The following is a 12,804-nucleotide window of genomic DNA, read 5'->3' on the forward strand; positions in this document are numbered from 1 at the left end:
CTGGGAGCCGCCGGCCTCTGCGCGGCCTCTGTGACGCAACAACCGGCGTCCATGGCTCCTCCGGACGAGGCTACGAGGAGGACTATGTCTATCAGCATCACGCCTAAAGCGGCCGAGAAGGTCGTCGAGATTGCGACGGCCGAGGACCTCATCGGGCAGGGCCTGCGTCTGCGTGTCATCGGCGGTGGTTGCGCCGGCTTCTCCTACGATCTCTACTTCGAGGACAAGCCGACCGACCTCGACGAGACCTTCGAGGACAAGGGCATCAAGCTCTACGTCGACCCCCTGAGCTATCAGTACCTCGACGGTACGGAGATCGATTACGTGGAAGGCCTCCACGGCTCGGGTTTCAAATTCTCGAACCCGAACGTGAAGAGCACCTGCGGCTGCGGCTCTTCGTTCAACGCCTAGCACGCTCCCTGAGCCCGCCCGAGGCGCTCCCACGCGCCTCGCCGTCCGCTCTCCCGCGGACGGCAAAAGACACGAAAATCCCTTCGATTTCCGGTTTTCTGCGTTCTCCGGTCCCTCGGAGATCGCCCCCGTTGCGCCCGTTCCGGTCGCACAGCGTGCAGCCACGCCGCACCCATGGTCCTTTCTCTCTGGGGCCATGTCACCCCGTGAGCCAGGGGCGTGCCACACGTTGGCCACCTTCAAACGAATCGCGGGCGGCGTGAGTCATGCAGGGAGTCGGTCCGTCGGGGCCGACGTCCTCGAAGGCCCCTCAAACGGCGTCCACGGCGGGTAGGCCCGAGCGACGACGGTGCGCCTCACTGGAAATCGCACCTTTCATGAGAATGAGGGAAGACGTGCAGACCTCTCGAGACCAAAGCAGCGCGGTTTCTCGGTATATCGCGCACGTTCGGCAAATTCCGGAGCTCTCGCGCGAGGAGGAGGTCGAGCTCGCCCGTGCTTTCCGGGATCGGGGAGACGAGCGCGCGGCCGCACGGCTGGCGCTCGCCAACCTGCGGCATGTCGTGTCCATCGCGATCAGCTACCGGCGTTATGGCATTCCTCTCGCCGATCTCATCGCCGAGGGGAACTTCGGGATCGTACACGCGATCCGCAAGTACGACCCGGATCGCGGCAATCGGTTCGTCACGTATGCGGCATACTGGATCCGTGCGTACATCCTGAACCACGTGATTCATTCGTGGAGCCTCGTCGGCGTCGGATCCGGCCCGCTCCGGTCGAAGATGTTTTTCCGTCTCCGCCGCGAGCGCGCGCGTATCGCAGGGCTCGTGGGCGAGGGCGAAGCGGGGGACAAGCTCCTCGCCGAGAAGTTCGGCGCCCCCGCGGAGAAGGTCGTCGAGATGGCCCGGCGGCTCGAAGCCCGAGACGTCTCGCTCGATACGAAGGTGTTCGAGGACGGCGCGCGCTCGCTCGTCGATACGCTCGTCGCCGAGGACCAGGATCAAGAGGAGCGATTCTCACGCGCCGAGGAGGGAGCGCTCCTGCGCGAGCGGCTCGAGCAGGCGGTGCAGAATCTCGATCCGCGGGAGCGATACATCGTAGAGACGCGCATGATGGCCGATCCGGAGGAGGAGCTGTCGCTCGCCGAGATTGGCAGGCGCCTCGGCGTGTCGCGCGAGCGCGCGCGCCAGCTCGAGGCCCGCGCCAAGCGGAAGCTGCGCGACCGGCTGCACCCGCTGGCGGCTTGATTCTCTTTGGCCGAGGGGGACGCACAGCGTCCCCCTGGCGTGCTGCTGCTGCTGCTGCTGCTGCTGCTGCTGCTGCTGCTGCTGCTGCCGCTGCCGCTGCCGCTGCCGCTGCCGCTGCTGCTGCTGCTGCTGCCGCTGCTGCTGCTGCCTCCGGAACGCTCGTCCTTTCTTCTCGTCCGGGGAGGTCGATTGTGCCCGCGTGCTCGGAAGGCGAAAGGCCGAGCCGTGCTCGCCGTGCTCGCCGTGCTCGCTTCGCTGCGCGCGGCTCCGCGCGGCTGCGCGCGGTGCGAGGCTTCGCCTCGCAGCCTTTCGCCTTCCTCCGCGCGCGGGCCGGGGTTCGGGGTCCCCGGTCGGGGATACGGAGGAAACGATGGCGCTCAGGATTTATGGCGTGGCGATTGAAATGCTCAGGCTGTTGCGGCCGGTGATTCAGAGGATCGGGACGAAGGATCCGAATCTCGGGGACCAGTTGCGGCGGGCGGCGGCGAGTGTGCCGCTGAACCTGAGCGAGGGCGCGTATTCACAGGGAAGGAACGAACGGGCCCGGTGGCATACGGCCATGGGTTCGGCGGCGGAGGTCCGCGCGTGCCTGGACGTGGCGGAAGCACTCGGATACGTGAACACTCTGAACGAAGAACTACGCAGCAAGCTGGACCATGTCATCGGCACCCTGCATCGCCTGACCCGGCGTTAATGGCCCCGGCGTGCCGCCCTCCGTTGGGCGGCACGCCTTCCAGCAGCAGCAGCAGCGGCAGCGGTTCTTTCAAGACGAACCATTGCCGTTTTTTCGTTGCCTTCTCCGATAACTCGTGAGACAAAGCAAGCGACGCCAGCCGGTGCTGACATCACCGACCGGCGTCTCCCCACAACCCCGCGATACCCGGAGTCATGAGTATGGCAACGATACCGTTCCATCCGCCGCCGGCAAACTTTACGGCGGCACACGCCCTCCTTGGGCGGCTTTACCTCGAACATCGCGATTTCCTGCGCCGCCTTCTTCTGGTCCAGGCCATCCCTTCCAGCGACGTCGAGGATGTGGTGCAAGAGGTCTTCCTCACGGCCTGGCGACGCCTCGAATGTCTTGTCACGCCCGAGCAGGCTCGCCCGTGGCTCCTGGTGATCGGGCTGAACCATGCCCGCAATCATCGAAATCTGGCGCGTTGCGAGCGGGAGGTCCTGGCAGGGCTCGCGGATGACCTTCCCGAGCAGGAAGTCGCTGCGCCGATGGAAATGCTTTTGCAGGCGACGTACGGGATGTTCCGGCTCAAGCGGTTCCTCTTGAGAATCGGGCCGCGCATCCGGGCCGTGGTGGTGCCTTACCTGGAGGGTCGTTCCATCCGGGAGATCGCCGAAGCGCTCGGCATCAAGACGAAGACCGCCTTCGCCCGCCTGCACCTCGCCCGGGAGCACCTGAAAAGGCTCGCGCTCGCCTGACCCGCCCGCCTACGCGCCTCTGACGGTCGTGGTCGTGCCGGTCGCCCCTGCGTTTGGCGCGGCGGACGACCGGCACGACGCTCGACACGAGGAGGGCCTGGGCTCCGTCGACAGACGGTCCGCTACCAGGTCACGGGCTGCCCACTTCAGTCGACGAGCTGTCCTCCGGCGTCGACCCACGCCTGGGCATCCGCGCCGATGTACTCGACATACTTCGAGTCACGCCGCTTCAACGACTTCTTGATGGTCGTATGCACCATCTTGGCCCACTTCCGGAACGCCTCGCTCTTCTCCTCCCACCCGCCATCCGGACCATAAAACCCCTCGACGTAGTACACGCGCCCCCGCCGCAGGATCTTCCCGTCGAAGAAGCAGCCGGTGAACTCGAGCACGGGCGAAAAAAGATCCTCCACAGTCCAATACCCCTGCGTTTTCACGTGGCGCATTACGATCTTGTCGAGGTCCTCGGGCCGCGCGAGGTACTTGCCGTACCACGGGTTGTCGTCCTCGGAGAAGTTCAGCGAGTCCACGACGCGTGGCGACGCCGTGGGTGAGTCATCGAGAAGGATGATGAAGTCCGTCTTCTCCCGAAGCCGCCGCTCGAGGTCCGCCTTGTCCTTTGGCGTGAGGTAGAAGGATGACTGATGTCCCATGGATCTCCTCACTTCTCCTTGTTGTAGGGATGGAACGTCGGCCGCTCACCCTTCGCGCGCTCCACGTCGTCGAGCGCCTTCCGTTCACGCGCCACGGGCTGCCCGTCCTTCCTTTGTTTCCCGACTTGGTGGTACTCGACGGGCGCGCTGCATGTTCGTGCGCGCCGCGAGGAGCCTCGATTTTACGGTGCCGAGCGGGATCCCGAGCAACTCGGCCGCCTCCGAGCACGAGCACTCGGCGAGGTCGACGAGGACGAGCACGGCGAGCTGCTCCGGCGAAAGCGTCTTCAGCATGATCGGGCGAGATGTTTGGATCGAAGGAATCGACCGGCTCGCGTCGATTTTCGTCCTCCGGCGGGAAACGATGCCGTGGCGGCTTATCGGCTAGGCATACGTTCTTCCAACGGGATGGCGAGCGGCCCGGGTTGCGCTGCGAGACGCGACCAACCCGGCTTCGAACCGCGCTCGATTCGAGCCCATAGTATGCCATCGATACTTACTTCAACCCCCGCGTCGAACCATGCACACTGGACAGCAGACTGCGGGGTCAACCGACGCACCTTCTCGGATTTGCAGTAGTCCCTCGGATTGAGGAAGGGCATCGGACTGGGGTCCTCCCAATTCACCGTGTCAGGTGGATCCATGACATTGTAAAGCCATACATCGCCCACGACCTCCTCGTCTTCAAGGAGGTATGCGTACGCCACTCGATTGTCATCATCCAAGACGACTGCAAGGCTTCCATCCGGATGATCGAACCGCAAGAGAACCTCATTGCTTTTTGCCGTCGAATCGCCCACGGTCGTGCTCCTTCGTCCAGTACCGCCGCTGCTGCTCTTTCCAGGCCTTTCTATCAATTTTGCTGGGCTCTTGCCCGGTATTCGAGTGATTTTCCGAGAAGTTCCCTTTGCCACGGTGCTCGGTGCGAGTCATTTCGTCCAGAGGGCTATCCGGTTTCTGCCCGCGGTGATGCAACTCAACCGGATGCCCATCGCTTCCTGTTGGTGCCTTTCCACGTTTTGCCGGCGGCGTTTTGAGCTCATCGTTAGGAATTCTCCTGCCCTCCGGAACAACCGTACCGCCTCCACTTCCCGCCGTCTTCCCTCCGCTCGACCCCGCCTGCCCCGCCGCCGCGCCGTTCGGCTTCGAGACCGGCTTCGTCGTCGTCTTGACCGTCGTCGTCTTCGGCGCCGGCTGCGGCGAACTCGCTCCCCCACCGCTGCCACTCCCCGTTGACAACGACTGCCCGTTGTTCGTCTCGGCGGGCTTCTTTTTGGACTTCGGAACGAAGTTCGGATGGCGGGCATGGCAAAGCCCCTGGAGGCACTCCCTGGCTCGGTCTTCCGCGAGCGCGGAGGCCTCCACCCGGCTGAGTCCCCAGTCCTCATACGCCTGCGCCGCGCTCGCCGGCAACTCCCTCGGCTTGGCCGGCTCGGGCCCCTGGCCGGGGCAAGGCTCGGCCGCGGGCGGCCGTTTGTCCGCGACAGCCTGCTCCGCGCAGCGCCACTTGACGAGCACCCTCGTGCAAGCACCTGCGCCCGTCCCGCTCCGTCTCCGCGTCTGACCCGGCTCCCGATACGCCGTGCACCGCTCTTGCCCTGGCGTCCTCGCGATCGGTCGCGACAGCGGCTTCGGCCGCTCCGCCTTCTTGCCCTCGTCCTTCTTCTCTTCGGCTTCTTTGGCCTTCTCCGTCGCCGCGGCGACGCGAGGCTTTGGCGGGGTCCTCGCCGGGCATTCGAGCGTGTTGTACGGAATCGGTAAAAGCCTCGCGCTCGCGGCAGGCGCGTCCAGGTCGAAAACATAGGTGGGGCTGCCATTGCCTCTCGCGCGGTCCACCTCCCGGACCCCGAAGAAGGGCGTGCCGTCGGGGGTGAGCCCCCAGATTCGCTTGTCTTTCGGTACGTTCGGCGGACGTACGCAGACGTGGACGACGTTCGGCGCCTCGAAGATCCGGGCCATCGTGGGATCGCGCGCAGAGGCGCACCCGGACAGAACGAGCGACAGCGCAACGAGCGCGGCGATGAACCCAACGGCCAAAGAATGGCGATGACGACGTGACGCATTACACGTCCGGCCGATCGGACGAGCCGAGGGAAGCCAGGCCATGGAAGGACCCTTCCGTTCCCGCAGGCCACACCAATCCACCCCCGTGGCTTTATGCGCGGGCCCGCGTTGTTCCTGACGATCCTTGTGCACGGCGAGTGCTGACCTGCGCAACGAGATTCGCAGGTAGGTGGGACATACCCTGTCAGGGAGTATGGTTGGCCAACAGGGGCACGACGAGCACGGCCAGCCACGGGCGCCCAGCAGGTTGCGCCGTCAGGCGCCGCAGCGCCTCAGCGGGTATTCCACGTCCCCTGTGGCATACCCACGCAGGTCCAGAGCTGCCTCTGCGAACCGCGCGCAATGCCGCGCGCGGTCGAGCCATGCCGTCTCCCAGGTCCACGCGCCGGCTCGTCGACTTCACGCGGGTGTTCTTCGGATTCAGGCGACCGGTTCACGAAACACACGCGTCCCTTCGAGAGCCGCAGGCGCTCCCTCGTGAACCTCAGGCGTGCCAGCGTGGGGCGAAAGCCGGTCGGACCCGAGGTCCACGTGACCGGGTCGTGAACCTCAGCCAATCCCGACCGAACCCCACACGCTCCCTCGCGAACCTCACGCGCCGCCGCGTGACCTCCATGGCGTCCCCAGGTCAACCGCACGCGCTCCGTGGCCAACTCCACGCGCTGTGACGCTGGACACGCACGCGAACGCTCCTGTAGCGTGCCCCATCCAACAGGAGAACATCCCATGGCGCTCGACTTGACGACGATTTCTCCCGAAGCGCGCGCGGTATTCATCAAGGACGGCGAGCGGTGGAGCTCCGAGGACACGCTCGAACAGGCCAATCAGACGTTGAATGCCTACAAGACCCACGGGCCGAAGCTCGCCGCGTCCGGCTTCGCGCCGGATGACGCCGCCGAGCTCTCGGACGCGCGGGACTTGCTCATCCAGGCGGGCGTGGGGCGCGAGGTCAAGCGGACGAACAAGATGCTCGACACCGCCGCGCACGCGACGGCCATGCGGGACGGGCAGGGCGTGCGATTGCGCGCACGGTCGGTGCTCGCCGGGGCGAAACGCGTGCTCTTGGTCGCCGGTCATACCGAAGCCGTCCAGAGAATCGAGGTTCTGCTCGAACGCGAGTCCGCGGCCGCCGAGGACGCCGAAGGGCTGGCCAAGCAGCTCGATGCCCTGTGCGCCGTCCTGAAGGAGCCTGCGGTCGCGGAGGCCGCCCAGAAGCGCGGCGGCGCGCAAGCGGCCCTCGATCTCGAAGTGAAGGCGACGGCGCTCCGTGTCGCGGCCAAGGCCAAGGCAGAGCCGAAGGGGACCCCTGTCGAGACCGAGACGCTGGATCTCATCGACGGGCTCATCGTGAGCCTCGCGCGGACGGCGCGCGAGGCGGCCGAGGCGGCGGCGCGGGAGCTCGGCGAGCCCGCCATCGCCACGGCGTTCGAGCTCTCGGCGTTGTACAAACGGCGCGGCAAGAAGAAGGCGGACGAGCCGAACGGTGGTGGACCGCAGGGCAGCTAGTGTCCTGGAGCGGAAGTCCGCTGCAAAAGGCGGACGCGCCTCACCCCCGGCCCCTCTCCCTCCGGGAGAGGGGTGACAGACGGCGTTTCTCCCCTCTCCCGGAGGGAGAGGCGATGGGGGTGAGGGAATCGTTCTTCGACGAACTTCGGTCCCAGGACACCAGCCCTATTCGAGGATCGTCGTGTCGGCGAACTGCGACGCGGACGCGAGCGCGTCGTATTGCGCGCGGTCCAGCCCGTTCTCCGCGAGCGACAACAACGCGAGGTGGGTGAGGTGGGAGGCCGCCGCGAGGGCGCGGACGCCGTCGTCCCCGAACCGGGTGCGCGACAGGTCGAGAACCACGAGGCCCGCGAGATGTGGCGCCTCGGCGAGGAGACGGACCCCCTCGTCGCCCAAGTCGTTCTGCGCGAGCTCGAGCGTCGAGAGCTCGGTCAGGTGCGTCGCCGACGCGAGCGCCTGCGCGCTCTCCTCGCTGAGCTGGTTGTGCTGCAGACCGAGCTTCTGTAGCGAAGCGAGCTGCGTCGCAGCGAGGAGCGCTCGCGCGCCCTCGTCGTGGAGCTCGTTGTCTGTGAGATCGAGCTCCGTGAGCCGCGCGAGGTGTCGCGCCCCGGCGAGGGCCTGCGCGCCTTCGGGCCCAAGGGCGTTGAGGCGCAGGATGAGCTGCTCCAATCGCGCCAGGTGGCTCGCGCGCGCGAGGGCACGCACACCATCGGGTCCCACCGCGTTGCACGCGAGATTGAGTCGGGTCAGCGCGGCAAAGGTCGGCGCGGAGACGATCGCGCGCGTACCCTCGGAGCCCAGCTGCGTGCCGCCGAGCTCGAGCACCCGCAGGTGTTCGAGCTGCGTGGCTTCCGCGAGCGCCTTGCCGCCAGCGCTCCCCAGCGAATTGCCGTTGAGCCCGAGGTGACGGAGCTGCGCAAAGGACCGCTCCGCGGCGACTGCGCGAACGCCCTCGGCGTCGATGGCGTTGTTGCCGAGGTCGAGGCGTCGAAGCGACGCGAACTGCGGTGCGCTCGCCAGCGCGCGCAGCCCTTCCGAGCGGATGCCGCAGTACCAGAGCTTCAGTTCTTCGAGGCGGCTCCGCGGCGTGGCCTGCGCGAGCGCCTGCGCGCCTTCCGGTCCGAACTTGTTCAGCGATAGATCCAGATGCCGCAGCGACGCGAGACCCGGGGACGCCGCGAGCGCACGCACGCCCTCGCTCGTCATCTTCACGTCGGTCAGAGACAGCGCTTCGAGCTGCGTCAGACCGTCTGCGGCTGCGATGGCGCGCACGCCGTCGTCGCCGAAGGGATTGTTGTCGAGCGTGAGGGACCGAAGCCGCGCGCCCATCGGAGACGACACCAGCGCCTGCACGTCCTCCGCGGCGAGATCGCATCGATCGAGGGTCAGGCGCTCGAGCGCCGTGAAGGGGCCGCCTGCTGCCAGGCGCTTCACCCAGTCGCTGCGCAGGTCCATCTGCGTCAGCGAGAGGCTCCGGAGTCGGACCAGCGAGCTCGCGTGCTCTAGCAGCATCTCGCTGACGTCGCGCGACAAGTCGTGGCCGCCGCCGTGGATCGTGAGCGAGCGAAGATGTCGCATCGCGGGATGCGACAGCGCGTCGGCGAGGCTCGCGGGGTCCTGACCCAGCAGCATCAGGTCTTGGATCGGCGCGCCGCGCTCCCACGCGTCCGCCACCTCGAGCACCCGCTCCGCAGTCAGCGCCACCAGATCGACGAAGCCCCGTCGAAATACGCACTCGGACCTGCGCAGTCCGAGCGGCGCACGAAAGGTGCCGCCGTGCGCCGCGAGTAGCTCGCGCTCACGCCGCTCCCAGCGCGCGCGTTCGGGATGCGACGACCAGGGATCGAGGCGCGCGAGCGCGCATTGCACTTCGATGAACTCTCCTCGCGGATCTCCTTCCGACCGAAGCCGCGCGGCGTGCGCGAGGCGCGTGGTGTCGCTGGTGTCGTCGGCACGGATCGCGGCGATTTCTGCAGCGGTGAGCATGGGGCGTTTTCGTGTACAGGAGGGGCTCGCGGGTGGCAAACTGCGCGGGACGTGATGACCGAGCCGGACCGTTCGACATTGCTGCGCGCGCTGGAGGTGGTGGAGGGCGTGGGCTCGCCGCGCGAGGCGTGGTCGCGCCTCACGGAGGCGGGGCTTTTGGGCCCGAAGCCCGCGTGGGTCGCGCGGCGGATGTTTACGCCCGCGTGGCGGCGCACGATCAGCGAGTACTGCGAGTCGCCTGCGCTCGACGAGGTGCCTCAGACCCTGCACGCGTGCCTGTCGCTCGCGGCCTCGTCGCAGGGGTTCGCCACGGCCGAGGCGCTCGCGCAGGAGGTCGCCGTGCGCTGGCCGCGCTGGGTGGAGGAGGGCGTGCGCGAGCCGTGGACGCTGGTGTGGCAGGTGGCGCCCGAGGGGTCGCTCGAGGACGCCGGCGAGATCGAGGGGGGCTGGTTCGAGGCGCTCGCCAGGGCGCTGTTCCTTCACGCGCCCGACGCGCCCGCGCGGGACAACGCGCCGCCGCCGCGCCCCGCGACGTTCGAGGCGCTGCGCGCGCAGCACCGGGAGCTCGCGGGCGTCTTGCGGAGGAATATGCAGGCCGCGAGCAGCGTGAAGCTCCCGGCGTGCCCGCTCGACCCGGCGGAAGAGCTCGCGGCGCGCGGGTACGCGCTCGGCGATGTGTGGTTGCACGGGGACTGGGACGGGCCGACGATCGTGCTGCTCGCGCCGAGCATCCCGGAGATCCCCGCGGTGACCGAGGCCGAGCGGCGCTACCTGTGGTCGCGGTGCAGGTGCCCGACGCCCATGGTGGACGCGCTGGCCGCGACGAGCGCGCGGGCCGAGCTGGCGGAGGCGCTGCTCGCGCTGTCGCGCTCGATCCCGTGGAGGGAGCTCTACGTGGAGGGCGTGCGCAGCCCCTTCAGCCGTCACAAGGAGCCGAGCGCCGAGGAGCGCGCCCTGGGCGAGCGCATCGCGGACGAGAGTGTGAGCGAGCTGCGGTGGATCGCGACGCTGCTGCAGAGCCCCGACGAGGGCGCGACCTCCGAGTTTCAAGAGTTCTGGGACAACCTGCACGCGGGCGCCGTGCAGGAGACCGAGCTCGCGTCCCGCTTCTGTAAAGCGCTGCGGGAGCGCTGGCCTGCGCCGCCCGCCACGGCGACGTGCGACGCGCTGCGGCCGTACGTGACGCTCTGACGACATCTCGACTTCCGGATCGGGGGGCGTTATCTTCGCCGTGTCGCAGCGGAGCAGGTGATCGCCGGCGGGTTTCCGCGGGAGGAAAGTCCGAGCTCCGCAGGGCAGGGTGCCGGGTAACGCCCGGTGAGGGTGACCTCGAGGAGAGTGCAACAGAGAGAAACCGCCGGCTCGAAGGTGCCCTCGTGGTGCTCGTCCAGTCGGTAAGGGTGAAACGGTGGGGTAAGAGCCCACCGCACCTCCGGTAACGGAGGTGGCTAGGCAAACCCCACCCGGTGCAAGGCCGTGTAGGGAGGCGATGGGACCGCAAGGTCCCGAGAGGACGGCCCGTCCGATGCCTCCGGGTTGGCTGCTGGAGGCACGTAGCAATGCGTGCCCTAGAGGAATGATCGCCGACGCTCTCGGGGGTGACCCCGGAGCGAGACAGAACTCGGCTTATGAGCCGCTGCGACCGAGGGGCTCCGATCGAACGATCGGGGCCTCTTGCTTTTTGTCGCCCCGCACGAAGCGAGCGATATCAGCCGCCGCGAGCGGGCTCATCCGTCCATGGTTTTTCAGGGCATGACAGGGACGTCCTCGCCTGGCGTGGCCTCGCTCGTATGTTACGTTGCAGCACCCCAATCGTTATCCATTCGCTCAATGCAGGAAATCATCACCCCCGAAGCGCCCCCCGCGCGATCCACGTTCGCCGTGATCTGGCCGTGGTTGCTCGCGGTCTCCACAGCCATGGTCTCGGTCGCGATCAGCGCAATGCTGATCCGGCCGCTCGGCGGCCTGTTCCTCTTCGGGCCGATCGGGATCCTCGCGCTGCTCGCGCTCGTCGTGGGGTTTCTTCCGAGCCTCGTTTCGCTCGCCGTCTCCGCGGTCGGCTTCGGATTCCTCTCGTTCGCGATGGCGTCGGGGAACGCCCATTCGGATTTCGTATTCACATACCTATCCAGGCTCGTCGTGTTTTTCGTGACCGGCGTGGTCGTGATTCTCGTCATGGGCTCGGAGCGCAGGTTGCGGCAACGTGCGCAGGCCGAGCGTCTGCTCGCCGAGCGCTCCAGGCTGGAGGCCGAGCGGGCCGCCGCGGCGGCTCGGGCGTCGCTCGCGGCGCTCCACGAGAGCGAGGAGCGCCATCGCGCTCTCGCCGAGGCGCTGCGGGAGGCCGATCGTCGCAAAGACGAGTTTCTGGCCATGCTTTCCCACGAGCTCAGAAACCCATTGGCTCCGGTCCGCAACAGCCTCTACGTGCTCGGCCGCGCGGCGCCGGGGAGCGAGCAGGCGAAGCGCGCCGAGCGCGTGATCGAGCGGCAGATCGTCCACATGACGCGGCTCATCGACGATCTGCTCGACGTGACGCGGATCTCACGCGGTAAAATCCTCCTCCAGCACGGGCCGATCGAGCTCTGCGAGCTCGTCTATCGCGCCGCCGAGGATCACCGCTCGGTCTTCGAACAGGGCGGGGTGACGCTCGGCGTGGAAGTGCCGGTCCGGCCCGTCTGGGTGAACGGCGACGGGACGCGGCTCGCGCAGGTCGTCGGCAATTTGCTGCACAATGCGGCCAAGTTCACGGATCGCGGCGGGCGGGTGCACGTCACGGTCTCGCGCGCGGAGCCGGCGCGGGCGTGCATTTCCGTGAGCGACAACGGCGCCGGCATTGCGGCGGAGATGTTGCCGAAGCTGTTCGATGCGTTCACGCAGGCCGACCGGACGATCACGCGGAGCCGCGGGGGGCTCGGCCTCGGCCTCTCGCTGGTCAAGGGCCTGGTGGAGCTGCACGGCGGTGACGTGCGCGCCGAGAGCGACGGCCCGGGCCGGGGCGCCACGTTCACGATCGAGCTGCCCGTGGGGGAGCCTGTGGCCTCGAACGGCGCGGCGAGCGTGAGCCGCGAGCCGCACCGCTGCAGCCGCATCCTGGTCATCGAGGACAACCACGACGCCGCCGCGAGCCTGGCCGAGGCGCTCGCGCTCGGGCAGCGCAACGTGCGGGTGGAGGTCGCCCACTCCGGCTCCGAGGGAATCGCGAAGGCGCGGATTTTCGATCCCGAGGTGATTTTGTGTGATCTCGGTTTGCCCGGGATGAATGGCTACGAGGTCGCGCGGGCGCTCCGGGCGGATTCTGCGCACCGGGACAGGATCCTCATCGCGCTCACGGGGTACGCCTCGCCCGAGGATCGGAAGCGCTCGCGCGCGGCGGGCTTCGATCGGCATCTCGCGAAGCCGCTGGACCTCAAAACGCTGGATCGGCTCCTCGCGGAGCTCTGTGGTCCCGCCCGGCCCCCCGAGCGTGTCTCCGCGGCGTAGAGCATCGACCGGTTCGATGCTCC

12 protein-coding genes and 1 other RNA gene are annotated in these 12,804 nt (G+C 67.7%); 9 read left to right on the top strand and 4 right to left on the bottom strand.

Annotated elements, in window-relative coordinates; all coding sequences use genetic code 11:
• Positions 1-84 precede the first annotated feature (84 nt).
• The 5 genes from erpA to KEG38_RS18655 all read left to right on the top strand — a co-directional run bounded on the left by erpA (position 85) and on the right by KEG38_RS18655 (position 3,092).
• Positions 85-411 (top strand): iron-sulfur cluster insertion protein ErpA, encoded by a 327-nt coding sequence (erpA, locus tag KEG38_RS18635; RefSeq protein WP_272421053.1) that lies wholly within the window; start codon positions 85-87, stop codon positions 409-411.
• A gap of 395 nt (positions 412-806) precedes the next feature.
• Entirely contained in the window at positions 807-1,658 is an 852-nt protein-coding gene (locus KEG38_RS18640; RefSeq protein ID WP_136931464.1) for a sigma-70 family RNA polymerase sigma factor, read from the top strand.
• A 39-nt stretch (positions 1,659-1,697) separates the two neighbouring features.
• On the top strand, positions 1,698-2,060 hold the full coding sequence (locus KEG38_RS18645) for a hypothetical protein (protein WP_272421054.1): 363 nt from the start codon (positions 1,698-1,700) through the stop codon (positions 2,058-2,060).
• On the top strand, positions 2,029-2,352 hold the full coding sequence (locus KEG38_RS18650; RefSeq protein ID WP_272421055.1) for a four helix bundle protein: 324 nt from the start codon (positions 2,029-2,031) through the stop codon (positions 2,350-2,352). Before KEG38_RS18645 ends, KEG38_RS18650 begins: the two co-directional genes overlap by 32 nt.
• 200 nt (positions 2,353-2,552) lie before the next feature.
• Positions 2,553-3,092: an RNA polymerase sigma factor gene (locus tag KEG38_RS18655; RefSeq protein WP_272421056.1), complete on the top strand. Its 540-nt coding sequence runs from the start codon at positions 2,553-2,555 to the stop codon at positions 3,090-3,092.
• A 146-nt stretch (positions 3,093-3,238) separates the two neighbouring features.
• On the opposite strand, the gene KEG38_RS18660 is transcribed toward KEG38_RS18655, so the two are convergent.
• The 3 genes from KEG38_RS18660 to KEG38_RS18670 all read right to left on the bottom strand — a co-directional run bounded on the left by KEG38_RS18660 (position 3,239) and on the right by KEG38_RS18670 (position 5,704).
• Positions 3,239-3,745: a hypothetical protein gene (locus tag KEG38_RS18660; protein ID WP_272421057.1), complete on the bottom strand. Its 507-nt coding sequence runs from the start codon at positions 3,743-3,745 to the stop codon at positions 3,239-3,241.
• A gap of 84 nt (positions 3,746-3,829) precedes the next feature.
• Complete coding sequence (locus KEG38_RS18665) at positions 3,830-4,039, bottom strand: sigma factor-like helix-turn-helix DNA-binding protein (RefSeq protein ID WP_272421058.1); 210 nt, start codon at positions 4,037-4,039, stop codon at positions 3,830-3,832.
• A gap of 477 nt (positions 4,040-4,516) precedes the next feature.
• Positions 4,517-5,704 carry an HNH/ENDO VII family nuclease gene (locus KEG38_RS18670; RefSeq protein WP_272421059.1) on the bottom strand — a complete coding sequence of 396 codons (1,188 nt, stop codon included), beginning with the start codon at positions 5,702-5,704 and terminating at the stop codon, positions 4,517-4,519.
• A gap of 831 nt (positions 5,705-6,535) precedes the next feature.
• Between KEG38_RS18670 and KEG38_RS18675 the strand changes: the two genes are divergently transcribed.
• Positions 6,536-7,315 carry a hypothetical protein gene (locus tag KEG38_RS18675; protein WP_272421060.1) on the top strand — a complete coding sequence of 260 codons (780 nt, stop codon included), beginning with the start codon at positions 6,536-6,538 and terminating at the stop codon, positions 7,313-7,315.
• A gap of 165 nt (positions 7,316-7,480) precedes the next feature.
• Here KEG38_RS18675 and KEG38_RS18680 read toward each other — a convergent pair whose 3' ends face one another.
• A complete protein-coding gene (locus KEG38_RS18680) occupies positions 7,481-9,301 on the bottom strand; it encodes a hypothetical protein (RefSeq protein WP_272421061.1) in 1,821 nt (606 codons plus the stop codon).
• Between the two features lie 54 nt (positions 9,302-9,355).
• Here KEG38_RS18680 and KEG38_RS18685 point away from each other — a divergent pair, with 54 nt between their 5' ends.
• The 3 genes from KEG38_RS18685 to KEG38_RS18695 all read left to right on the top strand — a co-directional run bounded on the left by KEG38_RS18685 (position 9,356) and on the right by KEG38_RS18695 (position 12,781).
• Positions 9,356-10,492 (top strand): hypothetical protein, encoded by a 1,137-nt coding sequence (locus KEG38_RS18685; protein ID WP_272421062.1) that lies wholly within the window; start codon positions 9,356-9,358, stop codon positions 10,490-10,492.
• A 45-nt stretch (positions 10,493-10,537) separates the two neighbouring features.
• Positions 10,538-10,945, top strand: an RNA gene (gene rnpB / locus KEG38_RS18690) — RNase P RNA component class A.
• Between the two features lie 186 nt (positions 10,946-11,131).
• The gene (locus tag KEG38_RS18695) at positions 11,132-12,781 is read left to right on the top strand and encodes a hybrid sensor histidine kinase/response regulator (protein ID WP_272421063.1); all 1,650 of its coding nucleotides are present in this window, start codon (positions 11,132-11,134) and stop codon (positions 12,779-12,781) included.
• The last annotated feature ends 23 nt before the right edge of the window (positions 12,782-12,804 follow it).

It is taken from the genome of Polyangium jinanense (assembly GCF_028435265.1).
In the GTDB taxonomy this organism is placed as follows: domain Bacteria; phylum Myxococcota_A; class Polyangia; order Polyangiales; family Polyangiaceae; genus Polyangium; species Polyangium jinanense.

Coding starts and splice junctions, on each gene's coding strand:
- erpA (WP_272421053.1), top strand. CDS start 85: ATGTCTATCAGCATCACGCCTAAAGCGGCCGAGAAGGTCGTCGAGATT.
- KEG38_RS18650 (WP_272421055.1), top strand. CDS start 2,029: ATGGCGCTCAGGATTTATGGCGTGGCGATTGAAATGCTCAGGCTGTTG.
- KEG38_RS18655 (WP_272421056.1), top strand. CDS start 2,553: ATGGCAACGATACCGTTCCATCCGCCGCCGGCAAACTTTACGGCGGCA.
- KEG38_RS18660 (WP_272421057.1), bottom strand. CDS start 3,745: ATGGGACATCAGTCATCCTTCTACCTCACGCCAAAGGACAAGGCGGAC.
- KEG38_RS18665 (WP_272421058.1), bottom strand. CDS start 4,039: ATGCTGAAGACGCTTTCGCCGGAGCAGCTCGCCGTGCTCGTCCTCGTC.
- KEG38_RS18670 (WP_272421059.1), bottom strand. CDS start 5,704: ATGGCCCGGATCTTCGAGGCGCCGAACGTCGTCCACGTCTGCGTACGT.
- KEG38_RS18675 (WP_272421060.1), top strand. CDS start 6,536: ATGGCGCTCGACTTGACGACGATTTCTCCCGAAGCGCGCGCGGTATTC.
- KEG38_RS18680 (WP_272421061.1), bottom strand. CDS start 9,301: ATGCTCACCGCTGCAGAAATCGCCGCGATCCGTGCCGACGACACCAGC.
- KEG38_RS18685 (WP_272421062.1), top strand. CDS start 9,356: ATGACCGAGCCGGACCGTTCGACATTGCTGCGCGCGCTGGAGGTGGTG.
- KEG38_RS18695 (WP_272421063.1), top strand. CDS start 11,132: ATGCAGGAAATCATCACCCCCGAAGCGCCCCCCGCGCGATCCACGTTC.